The sequence below is a fragment of the Thalassobius sp. Cn5-15 genome (assembly GCF_022347685.1).
In the GTDB taxonomy this organism is placed as follows: domain Bacteria; phylum Pseudomonadota; class Alphaproteobacteria; order Rhodobacterales; family Rhodobacteraceae; genus Thalassobius.
Map to the genome: position 1 here is coordinate 79,912 of NZ_JAKRGF010000001.1, position 18,460 is coordinate 98,371.

Below are 18,460 nucleotides of genomic sequence, written 5' to 3' on the forward strand. Positions count from 1 at the left end.
GCTAAGTTCGCCGCATGAAACTGATTTCCAATCCTTTCGCCCTGCGCCGGTGGCTGATCATTGTGTTGTTCCTGCTGGCTGTCGTGGCCATTTCGGGTGGGGTTTGGCGCTATGGCTATGTGCAGGCGTTGGGGCAATTGGCGCAGCGCGGGCGTGTCGATCTGGCGCTGGCGACGGACCGGTTGACGGGGCAGTTGCAGCAATACCAACAGCTGGCCGTCCTGACCGCCGATCATCCGGTGGTGCGCGATGTGCTGGCTGGCGCGGGGCCTGAACGGGCAGAACAGCTGTTGTTGAAAGCGGCCGATAAAACCGCCGCGCTGGATCTGGTGGTGGTGGATCCGAACGGCTTTGTGATCGTTTCTGCCAACAATTTAACTGCACGTAATTTGTCGGATCGCGCCCACTGGCGCCGAGCGCTTCAGGGGGCGATGGGCGAAGAACACGGTGTCATCAACGCCACCGGCCAGCGTACTTATTCGTTTGCTGCGCCTGTTTTCAGTGCGGATAATGCGGACAAGGGCAAGGTGCAGGGCGCTCTTATCGTGGTCGCTAACATTGATCGGATCGAGGAAGAATGGCGGGGGGCGCGGCCTTCTATCTTTTTCACCAATACGGGTACAGACACAGGCGCAGGTACAGGCGGCGAGGTTTTTATCACCAACCGCTCTGAACTTCTTTACTGGCGGCGGCAGGCGGATGGGCAATTGATCCCCAACACTGGCGTCAGCACCTCTTTCGGGGCGCGCAACGTCGGCGGGTATGAATTGTGGTTGACCGATTGGTCGGCCTATGTGCCCGCGCGTGGCCTGCATCTGGAACAGGATCTGCCTGCGATTGCTATGCGGGCGGAGGCCTTGATTGATGTGGATCCTGCCCGCCGTCTGGCAGGGTTGCAGGCGGCGGTGGTGGCGGCGGTTTTTCTGACCTTCGGGGCGCTGACGTTGATTGCCACCACACGGCGCGATGCGCTGGCGCAGGCCAACGCTGTCTTGGAAGATCGCGTTGCTGCCCGCACCAAAGAATTGTCGCAAGCCAATGACAGCCTGCGCGGTGAAGTGTCCGAACGGATCGCGGCAGAAGGGGCGTTGAAAAAGGCGCAGGATGATCTGGTGCAGGCGGGTAAATTGTCGGCGCTGGGCCAGATGTCCGCAGGGATCAGTCATGAGCTGAACCAGCCCTTGATGGCCATCCGTCAATATGCCGAAAACGGCAGTGCCTTTATGGAACGTGGTCGGCCGGAGCGGGCGGAGGAAAACCTGTCGCGCATTGCCGACATGGCCGCGCGCATGGCGCGGATCATCAAAAACCTGCGCGCCTTTGCCCGCAATGAGAGTGAACCTGTCGGGCAGATCGATTTGCTGCACGTGGTGAACACTGCAGTAGAGTTGACAGAGGCGCGGCTGAAGGCGGATGAGGTGACGCTCAACTGGGATGCAGGCGCTACGGACAGCCCTCTGTGGGTCCGCGCCGGTGATGTACGGCTGACGCAGGTACTGGTGAACCTGATCAACAATGCCGCCGATGCGATGCTGGATCAGTCCGAGCGGCGGGTGGATATCGAAATCACAGCACAGCCGCGCCCAACCATTACGGTGCGCGATATCGGTCCCGGACTGAAAGAGCCTGACAAAGTTTTTGAGCCGTTTTATTCCACCAAAACGGTCGGCAGTTCCGAAGGGATGGGGCTGGGGCTGTCGATCTCTTATGGTTTGGTGCAAAGCTTTGGCGGCAGGATCCGGGGCAGCAATGGCGCAACGGGGGCGATGTTCACGGTAGAGCTGGAGCCGTGGGGTGAAGGGAATACAGGATGACAGAAGCCACAACCATTCGCCGCGTACTGGTGGTCGACGACGATGCTGCGGTGCGCGATGCACTGGCACAAACGCTGGAACTGGCAGATCTGGACCCGCTGCCGGTGGGGTCCTTTATCGAGGCGAAAGATCACATCGCCGCCGATTTTGCCGGTGTGGTGTTGTCGGACATCCGCATGCCGGGGCGTGACGGGTTTCACCTGTTGACGCACACCCAGACGATTGATGCGGAATTGCCGGTGATCTTGCTGACGGGCGAAGGCGATATTCCGATGGCGGTGCAGGCGATGCGGCAGGGGGCATTTGGTTTTCTGGAAAAACCCTGCGCCACCGCCGATCTGTTGGCGGCATTGGAGCGGGCGTTAAAAACCCGTGAAATGGTACTGGAAAACCGCCGGATGAAGGCGCAGTTGGAAACCGGTGATGCGGCGGCGCGGATGATCTACGGTCAATCCGATCTGTCAGAGGGCTTGCGCAACCGTGCCCGTCTGGCAGCACGGGCTGGCACGGATGTGCTGGTCAGCGGAGCGCCGGGGTCAGGTATCTATAAGGTGGCAGAGGTCATTCACCTGACCTCCGCGCAGGCCAAAGGCCCGTTTGTGAAACGTGCAGCCCCCACGCTGGACCGTGCAGCGTTGAGTGATGTGGTGGCGGCGGCGCAGGGCGGGACATTGTTCCTTGATGATTTGGGCGGTCTGGCGCTGGACGTGCAAAGCGCCCTGATCGAGGCGCTGGAGGAGGGCGATTTGCGCCTCATTGGCGGCACCACGCAGGATCTGAGCGCCGCGGTAGAGGCGGGTCATCTATTGGCGGATCTCTATTACCGGATTGAGGTGATGAAAGTGCGGGTGCCGTCGCTGAAGGAAAGGCCCGAAGATATTCCAGTGCTGTTTAGACGTTACGTGGCACAGGCGGCGGAACAATCGGGATTACTGGCGCCTGAAGTGTCCTCAGACCTTTTGGCGGATTTGATGGCCCGCGATTGGCCCGGCAATGCCCGCGCATTGATGAGTGCTGCGATGCGTTTTGTCCTTGGGGAGGAAACCGGCACAGGCGAGGACAGTGTCGATCTGGGGCTGGCCGAACAGATGGCGCGGGTGGAACGATCGCTGTTGATCGCCGCCCTGCGTCGGGCGGAGGGACGCGCCAGCGCGGCGGCCAAGGCGTTGAAGCTACCGCGCAAGACTTTCTATGACAAACTGGCCCGATACGGCCTGAAACCGGAACAGTTTCGCGCCGAGGGCTAATCAGCCTGACAGTCAGCATACAGTCACCATAAATTTCGATCATCCCAAGGGTGTGTCGGGCTTTGTCTCTGTCTATCGGCGGTTTTCTTCCTATCTGTGTTACAGTGCCATAATCATCTTTGTGATTTCGCTGTCATCCGTGATGTTGGCGCTCTTTCCGACTGCAACGCTTTTCACTGGCGCGCTGTGCCCGTGCCGTATGCTTGCAGGCGGAGGGGCGTAAATGTGAGAGAGGTGAGCAAATGAAACAAATGATAAAAACAGCAGCGTTGTCCGGCGGTATTATCCTGGCAGCGACCTTGACGGCAGCTGTCGGCGTTCAGGCTGAATGGGCAAAGCCCAAGGTTTTTTCTAGTGGATCCCAATTGGTGTTTTCGGATTCACAATGGGAGAATATCCGTATTTATGACAACTGCAGCATGAAGCGTAAAATCCGGATGTCCAAACGTCTGGAGAAAGCAGAGCAAGCAGATGGCCGCCGCTATCTACGCTTTACTTTGCGCGATGGGGACAAGGGCGCCTGCGGCGCAGATAATAAGCCCAATGATATGTCGCCGTTCCGTGAGCGGGTGGAGTTGAAGCAAAAGGAAATCCTTGCCCGCAATGCCCGGTATAGCGCCAGCTTTGATGTGCGCTTTATGGACGGATTTGATGGTCATCGCGAAACCTTTTGGCAGCTGCACAGTTGGGATAGATCATGCAAATCGAAACCGCCGATGCGGTTCATGTTCCGCGACGGTTTGTTGTCGATGCAGCCACTATTGGATGGCAAATACAAAGCACCGGCGCCAACAGCCATTCATCTGGACGAGTTGAAGGGCCGTTGGCAGCGGTTCCGGGTGGAGTTTGACACCGCTGACAGGGGGATGATGCAGCTGTTTGTCAATGATACATTGGTTGCGGACACGCCCTTTGAAATGGCCGACTGCGCTGTGCCGCATATGAAGTTCGGCATCTACCGTCATGCAGCCGCAGAGGGGACAGAGAACCCGACATCGGTTGTTGATTTCTCCTATCTCAAGGTGCAGCGGTTGAAGTAATACCAACGGATCTGTGCGGATTTTCGCACAAACACGGATTAAGGCTGTGCGGGAAACCGCACAGCTTTTTTGTTTTTGGGGTATTCGGCGGCTGCGCGGGAATAAAAAGCCGTTTTTTGACAGTACTTTGAACGAAAATATCCCGCCCCGCTCACTTTTCCTTGAGACAAGACTGTCGATTGGAAATTCTAGCCCCGTCGCACCCGGAGGGGGTGCTTACGACTTCAGATGATCTCTCGGGAGGAGATACAATGAAATATTTTACCACCGCTGCGGCCGCGCTGGCCCTGTCTGTTTCTGCTTCGGCTGTGTTTGCAGCAGGCGCCTGTGATGACGGTGAAATCGTCATCAAGTTCAGCCACGTCACCAACACCGACAAGCACCCCAAAGGCATCGCGGCATCGCTGCTTGAAAAGCGTGTGAACGAGGAAATGAACGGCAAGGCCTGCCTTGAAGTGTTCCCGAACTCGACCCTTTACAACGACAACCAGGTTCTGGAAGCCATGCTGCAGGGCGACGTGCAGCTGGCCGCGCCGTCGCTGTCGAAGTTCGAGCAGTTCACCAAACAATTCCGCATTTTCGATCTGCCGTTCATGTTTAAGAACGTCGACGCAGTTGATGAATTCCAGAACTCCGCCAACGGTCAGGCGATGAAGGAATCGATGACACGTCGTGGTCTGCTGGGTCTGGCGTTCTGGCACAACGGCATGAAGCAGATGTCGGCGAACAAGCCGCTGGAACTGCCCACCGATGCATCTGGCCTGAAATTCCGCGTTCAGAACTCCGAAGTGCTGAAAGCGCAGATGGCGGCGCTGGGCGGCAGCCCGCAGCCGATGGCCTTCTCCGAAGTATACGGCGCGCTGCAAACCGGCGTTGTGGACGGTCAGGAAAACACCTGGTCCAACATCTACGGCAAGAAGTTCTTCGAGGTGCAGGACGGCGTGACCGAAACCAACCACGGCATTCTGGACTATCTGGTTGTGACCTCGACCGATTTCTGGGACTCGCTGCCGGATGATGTGCGCGACCAGCTGGCCACCATCATCTCTGAGGTGACCGAGGTACGTAACGCAGAATCCACCGTTGTGAACGCAGCGGCGAAACAGTCGGTGATTGACGCAGGCGGCACCGTGCGTGCGCTGAGCGATGACCAGCGCGCTGTTTGGGTCGAAGCGATGAAGCCGGTTTGGGAACAGTTCAAAGGTGACGTTGGCGAAGACAACATCGCAGCAGCCCAAGCGATCAACGCCAAACACTAAGCGTTAGCAACAATCTGAAAACCCGGTCCGCAGGTATCGGGCCGGGTTTTCTATATCCGAAATTCCGAAGGAAGGGGCGGGACATGTCGGGACATTACACACCCAAATCCGCATTTTCGCGGTTTGTGCACGAGTTTGAGGAAACCTTTATCGCGATCATTCTGGGGCTGATGACCATCATCACCTTTATCAACGTGATCCTGCGCTATGGGTTTAACACCGGTTTGATCTGGGGGCTGGAGGCAACGGCGTTTTTGTTTGCCTGGCTGGTTCTCTTTGGCATGAGCTACGCGGTGAAAGTGACCGCGCATCTTGGCGTGGATGCGGTGCTGAATGCAGTGCCGTCGCGCGTGCGCCGTATTATGGGGCTGATCACTGTGGCGATCTGCATCGCCTATGCGTTCCTGCTGCTGAAAGGCGCATGGGACTATTGGGCACCGTTTGCGGGCTTTGATGCCACCACGGGGCGCTGGTTTCCTACCGGTTTTGCCAACAGCCGTGATCAGGCCTGGTATGAGGTCGGCGACATCTACATGGTCGACTGGCTGCGCTTTATCGAGCCGATTTTCAACGCGGGCGAAGCTTATGAGAAGCTGCCGCGTTTCATTCCCTACGTGATGCTGCCCATTGGTGCTGCGCTGTTGTTTTTCCGTGTGCTTCAGGCCTCTTGGCGCCTGATCAGCGGTCAGCAGGACAGCCTGATCGTCAGCCACGAAGCCGAAGACGCGGTCGAAGATGTCCGCCACCACAACGCTGAGGACTGAGTCAGATGGAAGTTCTTGTTCTCTTTTCTATGATCGTCGGCCTGTTGCTGATCGGTGTTCCGATCGCCATTTCGCTGGGTTTTTCGTCGATCATTTTCTTGCTGGTTCTGTCCGACACCTCACTGGCGTCAATCGCACAGACCATGTTTCAGGCGATGGCGGGGCATTATACCCTGCTGGCGATCCCGTTCTTCATCCTTGCCTCCAGCTTTATGTCGACCGGTGGCGTGGCGAAACGGATCATCCGCTTTTCGATCGCCATTGTCGGCCACTTCCCCGGTGGTCTGGCCATTGCGGGCGTCTTTGCCTGTATGCTGTTTGCAGCGCTGTCGGGGTCGTCGCCTGCAACGGTTGTCGCGATCGGGTCGATCGTAATCGCGGGCATGCGTCAGGTTGGCTATTCCAAAGACTTCGCCGCTGGTGTGATTGCCAACGCGGGCACGCTGGGCATCCTGATCCCGCCGTCCATCGTGATGGTTGTTTACGCTTCGGCGGTTGAGGTGTCCGTTGGCCGGATGTTCCTTGCAGGTGTGATCCCCGGTCTGATGGCAGGGTCGATGTTGATGATCACCATCTATGTGATCGCCCGTATCCGCAACCTGCCCAAAGGTGACTGGCAGGGCTGGGGTGAGGTCTTTGCCTCTGGCATGGACGCGATCTGGGGGCTGTTCCTGATCGTAATCATTCTGGGCGGCATCTACGGTGGTATCTTCACCCCGACCGAAGCGGCTGCTGTGGCCGCGGTCTATGCCTTCCTGATCTCCAGCTTTGTTTACCGCGACATGGGACCGCTCAGCCGTCCTGAGGGGCAGGCAAACCTGACGCTGTTGCAGAAACCGCTTGCGCTGATTACCGCGTTTTTCCACCGCGACACCAAGAACACCCTGTTCGAGGCAGGCAAGCTGACAGTCACGCTGATGTTTATCATCGCCAATGCGCTGATCCTGAAGCACGTGCTGACCGATGAACAGATCCCGCAGCAGCTGGCCAGCGCTATGCTGGACGCAGGTCTGGGGCCGGTGATGTTCCTGGTGATCGTGAACGTGATCCTGCTGATCGGCGGTCAGTTTATGGAGCCATCGGGCCTCTTGGTCATCGTGGCACCGCTGGTGTTCCCGATCGCGATTGAACTGGGCATCGACCCGATTCATCTGGGCATCATCATGGTGGTGAACATGGAAATCGGTATGATCACCCCGCCGGTTGGTCTGAACCTCTTCGTCACCTCTGGCGTTGCTGGCATGCCGATGATGCGGGTGGTGAAGGCGGCGCTGCCGTTCCTTGCGGTGCTCTTCGTCTTCCTGATTATGGTGACCTATATCCCTGCGATCTCGACCTTCCTGCCCAACCATTTCATGGGACCGGAAATCATTACCAAATGATCTTGGTCGATATGACAGAAACGAAAACGGCGCCCTGTGTGGCGCCGTTTTTATTAAGTCGTTGGGGATCATTGAAAGGACGGTTGTTGCCTTTCTCAGGCCGTTCAACTGGCCTCTAGCGCGGTGATAATGCCGCTGAAATCCTCAGCCTTCAGGCTGGCGCCACCAACCAGTGCGCCGTCGACGTTGGAAACGGCAAAAATCTCTTCGGCGTTCGTCGGCTTCACCGAACCACCGTAAAGCAGGCGGATTTTATCGGCGAAATCGGCGCCGAAGCGGGCGGTCAGCTCAGCACGGATGAAATCATGGACTTCCGCTATTTCTGCCAGCGTGGGAATCTTGCCAGTGCCGATGGCCCAAACTGGCTCATAGGCGACAACCAGCGTGTCAGCCGCCGCGTCAGCGGGGATGGAGCCGGCGAGCTGTGCTTTGATCACGTTGAGGGTTTCGCCACCCTCGCGCTGTGCCAGCGTTTCGCCGATGCAGACCACGGCGATCAGGCCTGCGGCCTGCACGGTTGTGGTTTTGGCGGCAACCAGCGCGTCCTCTTCGCCGTGGTCCTCGCGCCGTTCAGAATGGCCAAGGATCACCGCACCGGCACCCGAGTCTCCCAGCATTTCAGCAGAAATATCACCGGTGTGGGCGCCAGAGGTTGCCGTGTGGCAATCCTGGCCGCCAATCATCAGGGGGGTGCCGGCGGTTGCGGTTGCAGCCGCGCCAACCAGCGTGGCGGGGGGGCAGATCAGCAGATCAACGGTCGGGGCAGGGTGGCGGTTGATCAGATCGTTCAATACCTCGATCTGGGCAGAAAGCCCGTTCATTTTCCAGTTCCCGGCAGCCAGTTTGCGACGCATAGATATTCCCCTCAACAACAGTTTCTTTTGGTTCACCACGCGTTTTTCACAGGCGCGTGAACAGTGCTGTCAGTTGCACCAACTGGCAGGTCCAAGGCAAGGGCCGAGGGCGCTAACAATGGGGTATTTCTATAGGGACTGCGTTACATCCCGGCAAATTTGATGGATTCGCCGCAGCCACAGGCCTCTGTTACATTGGGGTTATTGAATTTGAACCCCGCTTCCAGCAGCGAAACCTCATAGTCGATCTCGGTCCCGAAGAGGAACATCTGCGCCATCGGCGCGATCATCACGCGGGCGCCGTCCTGTTCGACGATCTCATCGTTGGGGTCGATGGTTTCGGCGTAATCCATGGTGTATTCCATGCCTGCACAACCGCCCTTTTTGACGCCGATGCGCAGCCCCTGATGGCCGTCTTTTTCCATCAGTTTGGCGATCTGTGCCGCCGCTTTCGGGGTCAGGGTGACAGCCTGTTTGCCGGGGATCGAGAACATGGATGGGGTCCTTCGGGGTGGTTCGCGCGTTTATCTGATCTTTATGTAGGTGGAATGATCTGCGATCTCAAGCATCTCGGCCAGATCAGAGCTGGCTGAGCAATGCTTTCACCGCAATTGCGACCACCAGCGCCCAGCCGAAACTGAACAATGTGCCGATGATCACATATTCTGTTGCCTTGCGATCACCAGACACGGTGCCAAAGCGCAGGATGGACTTTGCTGCCACCAGAAAGCCGATGCCGCCCAGTTCTCCAAGCAGCACAAGCAGGTAAATCAGCCCCCGTTCCAACACCCCGATGCGTTGACCGGCTCCGGGCAGGCCGCTCTCTGCTGTTTGGCTCATTGCGGTATCATAGGGTTTCATCATCAGCGCGGTGGCAAAGCCGCCAGCGCGGGTGGCCAACACGGCGCCTGCGATCAGGATCATGGTAGATGGCAGGGTATTAGGGGCGGGGAGGGGCGGTGCCTGCATCGCCCAAAAGCCAGTTTGCCACAAATCCGGTGCAATCCATGCCACGGTGGCCAGTATGATGAGGTGTGCGCCCTGATCGGTCAGAAAGCCCGCCAGCCCGCTGAAGTCGCCATAGGTTTTGATCGCGTCGATGGCGAAATGCGTTGCTGCCAGTGCCAAAAGAGGCCATGCGGTGACGTGCCCGAGACAGAGCTGTGCGGTGATCAGCACCACCAGCCCATGCAGTATCAGCACAGGGAACTGCCGTTTTCGTGCTGCCATCCAATTGGTCTGCAATACAAAATCCGCCAGAACATGGGCCAGCAGCAGGGCGGCGAAGGTTTCAATCATCTGCGCGCTCCGCGTGTTCAGCCTGTTTAACGAGGGGGAGAGTTTCAATCATCTGCAACGCCTCTGACAAGGTGGGATACCCCGCGGCCCAGAGCGCTTTGTTCACCGACTGCCGGCTGACACCCAGCGTTGCGGCAATATCAGCACGCTTGGGGGCATGGGGCGGCAGTTGCAGACACAGGCTGCGGGCCTGTGCAACTGTCCAGCTTTGGACAATGTGATCGGCCAGCACTGTTGCGGCGCCCAATGCGCCGCCGCCCCAATGCAGAGTGCTGTCGCCTTTCATGGCCTCCAACTGGCGCCCAGAGGTGACATAGACCGGGCCGCGCGAGGTGTTGGGGTTATCATCCTGCGGCCAGTCATCTGTTCCCGCAGCAATGGCAATGCGGCTGTCATGTGATTTGCCCAGCGCGCGCAGCGCGGCGCGCAGCATCAGCGCTGCACGTAATCCCAGCGGGGCAGGGGACAGCGCCATTTGCCAGCCATCGCCACCGCGTACGGCAAAGCTGACGCGGCAGTTGGGCCAGTTTGCGATTTGTTGCGCGGTCTCTTCCAGACACGCCATCGCCGCCTGCTGTTGATCCGTACTGAGCGTGGTGGAGGCGATTAGGTCGCCGGTTAGAACGGCAATTTCTGGTCTCTCGGTTTGCATGTGTTCAAAGAAGCTATATTTGACTTCTTTTGTCAATAGAACCTTATTGGGGGTTCTTTGTGAAGGGGAGGGATGGCGTAAATGCAAAAGGCAGACGCTGTGGCCTGCCTTCTCATGCTATAATGTCGATGTGGTTTACATAAAGCCCAGCTCAAGGCGGGCTTCATCGCTCATCATTTCCATACCCCACGGCGGTTCCCACGTCAGGTCTACCTCAACATGCTGAATGCCATCAAGCGGTTCAATCGCGTCTACAATCCAGCCGGGCATGTCGCCCGCCACCGGACATCCCGGCGCGGTCAGTGTCATGATTACCGAAACGCGGTTATCATCGGAAATCTGGATCGTATAGATCAAACCCAGGTCGTAGATGTTCACCGGAATTTCGGGGTCATACACGGTGCGGCAGGCCTCTACGACCTTGTCATACATCGGGTGAGAGACGCTGGAAGGCGCGATCAGCGGGGTGCCTTCAAGCGGTTCAGCATTATCGTTCATGGCGTTCGTCCATTTTAACCTGAGCGAAGATATAAGGTTTGCCGCCCCCAAGGTCCAGTGCCAAGGCGGCGGCACTATATCGGTTAGTCGTTGATGTCGTGATCAAAGACTTTGGCTTTCGCACCGCGAAAGCCAAAAACGCGGCGCATGAAGAACCAGCTAATCAGCGACAACACTGCAAAAGCGACCGCCAGTTGTGGCACGCTCAGGCTGGTCCATGCCGCCAAGGGCGCGGTCAGCGCCGCGCCTGCGGCGAAGCCGACAAAGATCGAGCCGGGCAAGAACACCTCTGCCGTCGCCAACGCAAGCCCGAGTATCAGCCAGACCCACCAGATGCTGAACAGATCCATCACTTGCCCCCTTTCAGCAGTTTGAAGGCATCGCCAAACGCCTCCACCGCGTGGGCGGGCAACACGATGGTTTGTTTGCCCTCACCGGCACCAAGCGCATTGAGCGCCTCCACCTGTTTCAGCGCCACCTGATACTGCGCAGCCTCCAGCCCGTTTTCGGCAATCGCTTTGGCGACCACACCGGTTGCATAGGCCTCGGCGTCGGCCTGAATGCGGCGGGCTTTGGCGCTTTGCTCGGCTGCATACAGCTCGGCATCGGCGGAGAGTTCTACAGCGCGCTTTTCCCCCTCTGCCTCGGTCACTTGGGCGCGGCGGGCGCGTTCGGCGTTCAGCTGTTGCAGCATTGCGTCGCGGGTCGCTTGATCAAGGTTCACGTCCAGAATTTCGGCGCGTGTCACTTCGATCCCCCAGTCATCCACGGCATCCTCTACCAGCGATTGGATTTGGTTGATCAACTGGGCGCGGTTCGATTGCACCTCGTCCAGATCCATCTTGCCGATTTCGGCCCGCACGATACCGGCCACAGTGGTGGAAATGGCGCCATCGACATCGCGGATGCGGTAGACAGTCTTTTCCGGTTCCAGAATGCGGTAAAAGACCGAGGTGTCGATTTGCACCAGCACGTTGTCTTTGGTGATCGCATCTTGGCTGGCGTTCGGCAATTGTCGTTCAAGAATCGAGATTTGATGCGCCACCTTATCCAGAAACGGCACGATCAAGTTGATGCCCGGCCCAAGCACCGCGTGCAGGCGGCCGAAGCGTTCCACGACGAATTTCTGCGATTGAGGGACTATGCGTACCCCTTTGAAAATGATCGAGATAATGAATCCAGCGATCAGCAGCCAGATGATGGTCATTGGATTGTTGGCCAGAATATCAAAGAAAATGTCCATATTTACTGTCCCAAACTATGTTTAACAGATTTTTTGTGCCCTCTAGATAGGCATTTCGGCCTTTGCCTTCTAGTGGCAAAGGAGTAAGCAACGCCGGATGCGCCGGTATCGGCAGGATGCGCAAGAGATGAGATGTGGTATGGAAAAGACGTTTTCTTTTGAAAAGCTGGGTCAGGATGGCAAGGCCCGTACCGGGGTCATTCATACAACGCGCGGGGATATTCGCACGCCCGCCTTTATGCCGGTGGGCACCGCCGCCACGGTGAAGGCCATGATGCCAGAAAGCGTTGCAGCCACTGGCGCCGATATTCTGTTGGGCAACACCTACCACCTGATGCTGCGTCCCACGGCCGAACGCATTGACCGGCTGGGTGGCCTGCACAAGTTTATGAACTGGGACAAACCGATCCTGACCGACTCGGGCGGGTTTCAGGTGATGTCGTTGTCCGATTTGCGCAAGCTGACGGAAAAAGGCGTGACCTTTAAATCCCACATCGACGGGTCCCGTCATGAGCTGACGCCGGAACGGTCGATGGAAATCCAGCGCCTGCTGGGATCCGACATTGTGATGTGTTTTGACGAATGCCCCGCACTGCCTGCGGATCGTGATGCAATTGCCAAATCCATGCGTTTGTCGATGCGGTGGGCCGATCGGTCGCGTGAGGCGTTTGGGGATCGTCCGGGGCATGCGTTGTTCGGCATTCAGCAGGGCGGTTTGGAACAGGATTTCCGTCAGGAAAGCGCTGAAGCACTGCGTAACATTGGTTTTGATGGTTACGCGGTGGGCGGTCTGGCTGTGGGCGAGGGGCAGGAGGCGATGTTTGGCTGCCTGGATTTCGCGCCCGACATGTTGCCAGAGGACAAGCCGCGCTACCTGATGGGGGTAGGCAAGCCTGACGATATCGTCGGCGCCGTGGCGCGTGGTATTGATATGATGGATTGCGTTCTACCCTCACGCTCTGGCCGCACGGGGCAGGCGTTTACCCGTCATGGCGTGGTCAATATCAAGAACGTCCGCCACAAGGACGACCCGCGCCCGCTGGATGAAAACTGCACCTGTCCGGCCTGTAGCAACTACTCTCGCGCCTATCTGCATCATGTCTATCGCAGTCAGGAAATGATTTCCGGCATGCTGCTGACCTGGCACAATCTGCATTACTTCCAAGAGTTGATGCAGGGCATGCGTGATGCGATTGCCGCGGGCCGTTTTGAGGCGTTCCAGAAAACCTTCCACGAAACACGCGCAAATGGGGATATCGAACGCCTTTGATCGCGCGATGCATGTGAACATGTTGAACAGCCGTCTGTCCACGCAGGCGGCTGTTTTTTGTGAAAGAGAAGTGGCGCGCAAAATGTCGCAGCCCCTATAAGGTGTATTTGGGAGTCAAATTCCAACCCGCTGAAAAGCATAAGGTTTTTTGCATATCTTTGGATCATCCAACTGATGCCAAAGAACTTTTTTCCGAAATGCCGTATTTTTCCGTCTAAAAGCCGACCCCAAGCCGCCGTTTTCGAGACTGAGAATAACAGTTGTCCTGATGGCAGGTTTGGTCGCCCGCTGCCGGAAGACGCGCCACCCGATCGGGTGCACGAAGGACCCCCTACAGCGGCCGATAGAATGGAAAAACCCATGAACCGGATTCCAACCGACCCTTTCACCGTGGACCATGATGAAATTAAACCTGTTGAGCAAAAGGCCGCCAAACCCGCGACAGGTCTGCGTTCGGTGCCTGAGGTCAACGTAGAAGAACCCTTTGCCATCGAAGACTTGTTCTTCTCGCGCACAGACAAGCGCGGGGTGATTGAGGCTTATAACGAGGTCTTCGTGCGCATCGCCGGTTTCGGTGGCAGTGAACTGCAGGGTGCGCCCCACAACATCATCCGCCATTCTGACATGCCGAAGGCGGTGTTCTGGTTGCTGTGGAACGGATTGAAAAACGGCACTCCTGTTGGCGCCTATGTGAAAAACAAGACCAAATCAGGCAAATACTACTGGGTTTTCGCTATTGCCTCGCCACTTGGTAACGGTGATTTCCTGTCGGTGCGTTTGAAACCGACGAGCCCGCTTTTGGGGGTTGTATCTGACCTTTACGGTGAAATTCTGCACGCCGAAAAGTCAGAGGCCCTCAGCCCTGAAGACAGCGCCAATCGCATGATGGGCCGCATTCAGGAACTGGGGTTCCAGACCTATGCGATGTTCCAGGCTCACGCCCTGTTCGAAGAGTTCGAAGCGCGTCGCAAGACCATGGGCACAAAACAGTTTTCCGATTTGTCCAACATCCACACGATTTCGGAAAACGCATCGCACTTGCGCCATGAGATTGCTTTGCTGTCGACCCGTTTCGACGAGGCCGCGTTGCTGATCGCCAACATGAAGATCTTTGCTGCCAAGCTGCCCGAAGGTCGTTCCACCATCAACGAGATCGCCAAAAATTATGATCTGATGCTGCGTGATATTCGTAATCACTTGAAAACACTAGATATCCAAGAAAGCTTCGACGGCATCTGGGAAGCGTCGCGCGATCAGAATTCTTTCTTCATGCTGTGCACCTCGCACCTGCTCGAAGAGATGTGCAAAAACTTCAAGGATGAGGGCTGTCTGGGTGGTAAAACCAGCAAAGAGGATGAGACCCATGTCCTCAACAAGTTGCGCAACACGTATAACACCAAATCCATTTCGGCCGTGGTGCACGGCATACAGTCGACAATGGTGATCCAGCGCCGCGTAGATTTCCTGCGGCGGATGATCCTTGGTCTGTCGACCATCCGTATTGCCTGTCGGGTCGAAGCAGGGACGCTGCGCGATACGGCCAAGGGCCTAGATAACATTGTGGCGCGTCTTGATGACTTCCACGATGAGATCGAAGAGCAGCTGGAAAAAATCCAAGGCGCGGTCAACGCCATTCTGAAAGGGGTGGACCGGTCTATCTTGGGCGAATCTGAATAATTGCGGTCCTGCACCCCCTAGAATTTTAGGGGAATGACCATGTTTGGCCCAAAAATTGCGCCTGTGTTTCGAACAAATCGGGGCACAGGCGATTTCGCGCCTTGCTCATCCCTGCCGCTCACGGCACATTGAATTTTCGGGAAGTGACCATGCGGTTGAAATCGGGGTTTCACCCCCCACATTGAATCGCAGGAAACGGAGAAGGCCGAGGCTGCCAAAAATGGGGCCAGCGCCTTCTTGCTAAGAACAAGGAAACCCTATGCAAGAGCCACTCAACGCATCCTATCCAGTCCTGCCGCTGCGCGACATCGTGGTATTTCCCCACATGATCGTGCCGCTGTTTGTCGGCCGTGAAAAATCGGTCCGCGCGCTGGAAGAGGTGATGCAGGACGATAAGCAGATTCTGCTGTCCAGTCAGGTTGATCCCGCAGAGGACGATCCCCAGACCGATGGCATCTATGAAAATGGCGTGCTGGCCAATGTGCTGCAGCTGCTGAAGCTGCCCGATGGCACCGTGAAGGTGCTTGTCGAAGGTCAGGCACGTGTGAAAATCACCGAATACCTTGAAAACGATGACTTCTTTGAGGCCAGCGCGGAATACCTCGAAGAGGCTCTCGGTGACGAGGCCACGATTGAGGCGCTGCTGCGCACCGTCGGCGCGGAGTTTGAGCGTTACGCCAAGGTCAAGAAAAACATCCCCGAAGAGGCGCTGGTCACCGTGTCGGAAACTTCCGATCCTGCGAAGCTTGCCGATTTGGTTGCCGGTCATCTGGGCATTGAGGTGGCGCAGAAACAGGAACTGCTGGAGACCCTGTCTGTCAGCGAACGCCTGGAGAAGGTCTACGGGTTGATGCAGGGCGAAATGTCCGTTCTGCAGGTCGAGAAGAAGATCAAAACCCGCGTGAAATCCCAGATGGAGCGCACCCAGCGTGAATACTACCTGAATGAGCAGATGAAAGCCATTCAGAAAGAGCTGGGCGATGGTGAAGACGGGTCCAACGAAATCAGCGAACTGGAAGAGAAAATCTCCAAGCTGAAGCTGTCCAAAGAGGCCAAAGAAAAGGTCGATGGCGAGCTGAAGAAACTGAAATCAATGTCCCCGATGAGCGCCGAGGCGACCGTTGTGCGCAACTACCTTGACTGGATCCTGTCGATCCCGTGGGGCGTGAAATCGCGCGTCAAAAAGGATCTGGGTCGCGCACAGGACATTCTGGACAAGGATCACTATGGCCTTGAAAAGGTCAAAGAGCGGATTGTTGAATATCTGGCGGTGCAACAGCGTAGCCAGAAGCTGAAAGGTCCGATCCTGTGTCTTGTTGGGCCTCCGGGCGTTGGTAAAACCTCGCTTGGAAAATCTGTGGCCAAGGCGACGGGCCGTGAATTTATCCGCATCTCCCTTGGTGGTGTGCGGGACGAATCCGAAATCCGTGGCCACCGTCGCACTTACATCGGCTCCATGCCGGGTAAAATTATTCAGGCGCTGAAAAAGGCGAAAACCACCAACCCGCTGATCCTGTTGGATGAGATCGACAAAATGGGTCAGGACTTCCGTGGTGATCCGGCATCTGCGATGCTGGAAGTGCTGGACCCTGAACAGAACGGTACGTTCGTGGACCACTATCTTGAGGTGGAATATGACCTGTCGAACGTCATGTTCCTGACCACCTCGAACAGTTACAACATGCCAGGGCCGCTTTTGGACCGGATGGAGATTATTCCGCTGGCAGGCTATACTGAAGACGAAAAGCTGGAGATCGCCAAACAGCATCTGGTGCCCAAGCAGATCAAAAACCACGGTCTGAAAAAGGGCGAATTCGAGGTCGCTGACAGCGCCCTGACCGAAGTTGTGCGTCACTACACCCGCGAAGCGGGTGTGCGGAACATGGAACGCGAGGTTGGCAAGATCGCCCGTAAAGCGATCACCAAGATCGTGAAGGGGGAAGCAGAAACCATCAAGGTGGATGCAGACAACATCGATGATTTCCTCGGCGTGAAAAAATTCCGCTACGGTCTGGCCGAGAAAGAGGATCAAATCGGTGTTGTGACTGGTCTGGCCTATACCTCGGTCGGTGGTGACTTGCTGCACATCGAAGCGCTGAAATTGCCAGGCAAGGGGCGGATGAAGACCACAGGCAAGCTGGGCGACGTGATGAAGGAATCCATCGATGCGGCGTCCTCTTACGTGCGTTCGGTCGCACCTCAGATCGGGGTGAAGCCGCCGCAATTTGAAAAGTGGGACATTCACGTCCACGTTCCCGATGGTGCCACGCCCAAAGACGGCCCCTCGGCGGGCTTGGCAATGGTGACCTCCATCGTGTCCGTGCTGACAGGTATTCCGGTGCGCAAGGACATTGCGATGACCGGTGAGGTTTCTTTGCGCGGCAACGCCATGCCGATTGGCGGGTTGAAGGAAAAACTGCTGGCCGCGCTGCGTGGCGGGATCAAAACTGTTCTCATTCCCGAAGAGAACGAAAAAGATCTGGCAGATATTCCCGACAACGTGAAGGCAGGTCTGGACATCATCCCGGTCACCCATGTGACCGAGGTGTTGAAGCTGGCGCTGACCGACACGCCCGAGGCCATCGAATGGGACGAAGCCGCGGAAGAGGCCGCCGCAGCGGCGTTGAAAGCGTCCAGCGGGGCAGGGGCCACCGCGCATTAACCATCCACAATAGATTACACGCAAACACCCCCGGATCCGTCCGGGGGTGTTTGTTTATAGGCACATGGTTTTGGAATTATTGCCGTTTTCGACCCAAATCCGGCGGGTGCACTGGATTAATGGCGTGATTTGTTGCTATTATCGAAACAATAACACTCATAAATGGGGCGCAGGAACACATGGCACGTAGTACGACCACCAAAACGACTACCCGCAAAACCGCCGCGAAACCCGCCAGCACACCGGCGAAAACCGCAGCCAAATCCACCACCAAATCCACCACCAAAGCAACCGCAAAGGTACCGTTGCCGCGCACCCGTAAAAAGGCGACGCCAGCAACCGCAGCGGCTGATGCGCCGGAAGCCGTCGTGGTTACGGAAACCAAACCCGTTTCCAGTCAGGAAGAGATGAAAAAGCCTGAGCTGATCGACATGATTGTCGAAAAAACGGGTGTTAAAAAGCGTGACGTCAAACCGGCCATCGAAGCGGCGCTGGATATTCTGGGCGAAGCACTGGCAGAGGGGCGCGAGTTGAACCTGCAACCCTTCGGCAAGGTGCGCATTAACCGCCTGAAAGAGCTGTCTGGCGCCCGCGTTATGAACCTGAAGGTGCGGCAGAAAATAAAGATTGAAGAAGATGTAAAAGACCCCCTTGCGGAACCCGCCGAGTGAGTCTAAAAGCCGCTCTACCGGGTGATTAGCTCAGTTGGTAGAGCGCTTCGTTTACACCGAAGATGTCGGGAGTTCGAGTCTCTCATCACCCACCATTTTTCCCTTAAATCTCTGATCTGGCGCAAATA

General features: G+C 56.9%; 17 protein-coding genes and 1 tRNA gene. 11 read left to right on the forward strand and 7 right to left on the reverse strand.

Annotation, left to right across the window (positions count from 1 at the left end; genetic code table 11):
* The first annotated feature begins 14 nt into the window (after nt 1-14).
* From MHM86_RS00380 to MHM86_RS00405, 6 genes are all read left to right on the forward strand, one after another.
* Entirely contained in the window at nt 15-1,814 is a 1,800-nt protein-coding gene (locus tag MHM86_RS00380; protein ID WP_239194616.1) for an ATP-binding protein, read from the forward strand.
* Nucleotides 1,811-3,061: a sigma-54 dependent transcriptional regulator gene (locus MHM86_RS00385; protein WP_239194619.1), complete on the forward strand. Its 1,251-nt coding sequence runs from the start codon at nt 1,811-1,813 to the stop codon at nt 3,059-3,061. Before MHM86_RS00380 ends, MHM86_RS00385 begins: the two co-directional genes overlap by 4 nt.
* 242 nt (nt 3,062-3,303) lie before the next feature.
* The gene (locus MHM86_RS00390) at nt 3,304-4,101 is read left to right on the forward strand and encodes a heparin lyase I family protein (RefSeq protein ID WP_239194622.1); all 798 of its coding nucleotides are present in this window, start codon (nt 3,304-3,306) and stop codon (nt 4,099-4,101) included.
* A 251-nt stretch (nt 4,102-4,352) separates the two neighbouring features.
* On the forward strand, nt 4,353-5,360 hold the full coding sequence (locus MHM86_RS00395) for a DctP family TRAP transporter solute-binding subunit (protein ID WP_239194625.1): 1,008 nt from the start codon (nt 4,353-4,355) through the stop codon (nt 5,358-5,360).
* A gap of 83 nt (nt 5,361-5,443) precedes the next feature.
* A complete protein-coding gene (locus tag MHM86_RS00400; RefSeq protein ID WP_239194627.1) occupies nt 5,444-6,124 on the forward strand; it encodes a TRAP transporter small permease in 681 nt (226 codons plus the stop codon).
* 5 nt (nt 6,125-6,129) lie between these two features.
* Nucleotides 6,130-7,506, forward strand: a complete 1,377-nt coding sequence (locus tag MHM86_RS00405) for a TRAP transporter large permease (RefSeq protein ID WP_239194629.1) — start codon at nt 6,130-6,132, stop codon at nt 7,504-7,506.
* Between the two features lie 104 nt (nt 7,507-7,610).
* Here the strand turns inward: MHM86_RS00405 and tpiA are convergent, their stop codons facing one another.
* The 7 genes from tpiA to MHM86_RS00440 form a co-directional block, all read right to left on the reverse strand.
* Nucleotides 7,611-8,360: a triose-phosphate isomerase gene (tpiA, locus tag MHM86_RS00410; RefSeq protein ID WP_239194631.1), complete on the reverse strand. Its 750-nt coding sequence runs from the start codon at nt 8,358-8,360 to the stop codon at nt 7,611-7,613.
* Between the two features lie 143 nt (nt 8,361-8,503).
* Nucleotides 8,504-8,854, reverse strand: coding sequence for an iron-sulfur cluster assembly accessory protein (locus MHM86_RS00415; protein ID WP_239194633.1), 351 nt, complete (start codon nt 8,852-8,854; stop codon nt 8,504-8,506).
* 85 nt (nt 8,855-8,939) lie between these two features.
* Nucleotides 8,940-9,659, reverse strand: a complete 720-nt coding sequence (locus tag MHM86_RS00420; protein ID WP_239194635.1) for a DUF3307 domain-containing protein — start codon at nt 9,657-9,659, stop codon at nt 8,940-8,942.
* Nucleotides 9,652-10,347 carry a hypothetical protein gene (locus MHM86_RS00425; RefSeq protein ID WP_239194637.1) on the reverse strand — a complete coding sequence of 232 codons (696 nt, stop codon included), beginning with the start codon at nt 10,345-10,347 and terminating at the stop codon, nt 9,652-9,654. The genes MHM86_RS00420 and MHM86_RS00425 overlap by 8 nt, the downstream gene beginning before the upstream one ends.
* 99 nt (nt 10,348-10,446) lie before the next feature.
* Nucleotides 10,447-10,809, reverse strand: a complete 363-nt coding sequence (locus MHM86_RS00430) for an SUF system Fe-S cluster assembly protein (RefSeq protein ID WP_239194639.1) — start codon at nt 10,807-10,809, stop codon at nt 10,447-10,449.
* An 83-nt stretch (nt 10,810-10,892) separates the two neighbouring features.
* Nucleotides 10,893-11,159 (reverse strand): NfeD family protein, encoded by a 267-nt coding sequence (locus MHM86_RS00435; protein ID WP_239194641.1) that lies wholly within the window; start codon nt 11,157-11,159, stop codon nt 10,893-10,895.
* Complete coding sequence (locus tag MHM86_RS00440; RefSeq protein ID WP_239194642.1) at nt 11,159-12,052, reverse strand: SPFH domain-containing protein; 894 nt, start codon at nt 12,050-12,052, stop codon at nt 11,159-11,161. Before MHM86_RS00440 ends, MHM86_RS00435 begins: the two co-directional genes overlap by 1 nt.
* Before the next feature lie 139 nt (nt 12,053-12,191).
* Here MHM86_RS00440 and tgt point away from each other — a divergent pair, with 139 nt between their 5' ends.
* The 5 genes from tgt (at nt 12,192) to MHM86_RS00465 (ending at nt 18,427) form a co-directional block, all read left to right on the forward strand.
* On the forward strand, nt 12,192-13,322 hold the full coding sequence (tgt, locus tag MHM86_RS00445; protein ID WP_239194645.1) for a tRNA guanosine(34) transglycosylase Tgt: 1,131 nt from the start codon (nt 12,192-12,194) through the stop codon (nt 13,320-13,322).
* A gap of 360 nt (nt 13,323-13,682) precedes the next feature.
* Nucleotides 13,683-14,999: a PAS domain-containing protein gene (locus tag MHM86_RS00450; RefSeq protein WP_239194648.1), complete on the forward strand. Its 1,317-nt coding sequence runs from the start codon at nt 13,683-13,685 to the stop codon at nt 14,997-14,999.
* A 259-nt stretch (nt 15,000-15,258) separates the two neighbouring features.
* On the forward strand, nt 15,259-17,661 hold the full coding sequence (gene lon / locus MHM86_RS00455; RefSeq protein WP_239194650.1) for an endopeptidase La: 2,403 nt from the start codon (nt 15,259-15,261) through the stop codon (nt 17,659-17,661).
* Between the two features lie 179 nt (nt 17,662-17,840).
* On the forward strand, nt 17,841-18,332 hold the full coding sequence (locus MHM86_RS00460) for an HU family DNA-binding protein (protein WP_239194652.1): 492 nt from the start codon (nt 17,841-17,843) through the stop codon (nt 18,330-18,332).
* A gap of 19 nt (nt 18,333-18,351) precedes the next feature.
* A tRNA-Val gene (locus MHM86_RS00465) sits at nt 18,352-18,427 on the forward strand.
* Nucleotides 18,428-18,460 lie beyond the last annotated feature (33 nt).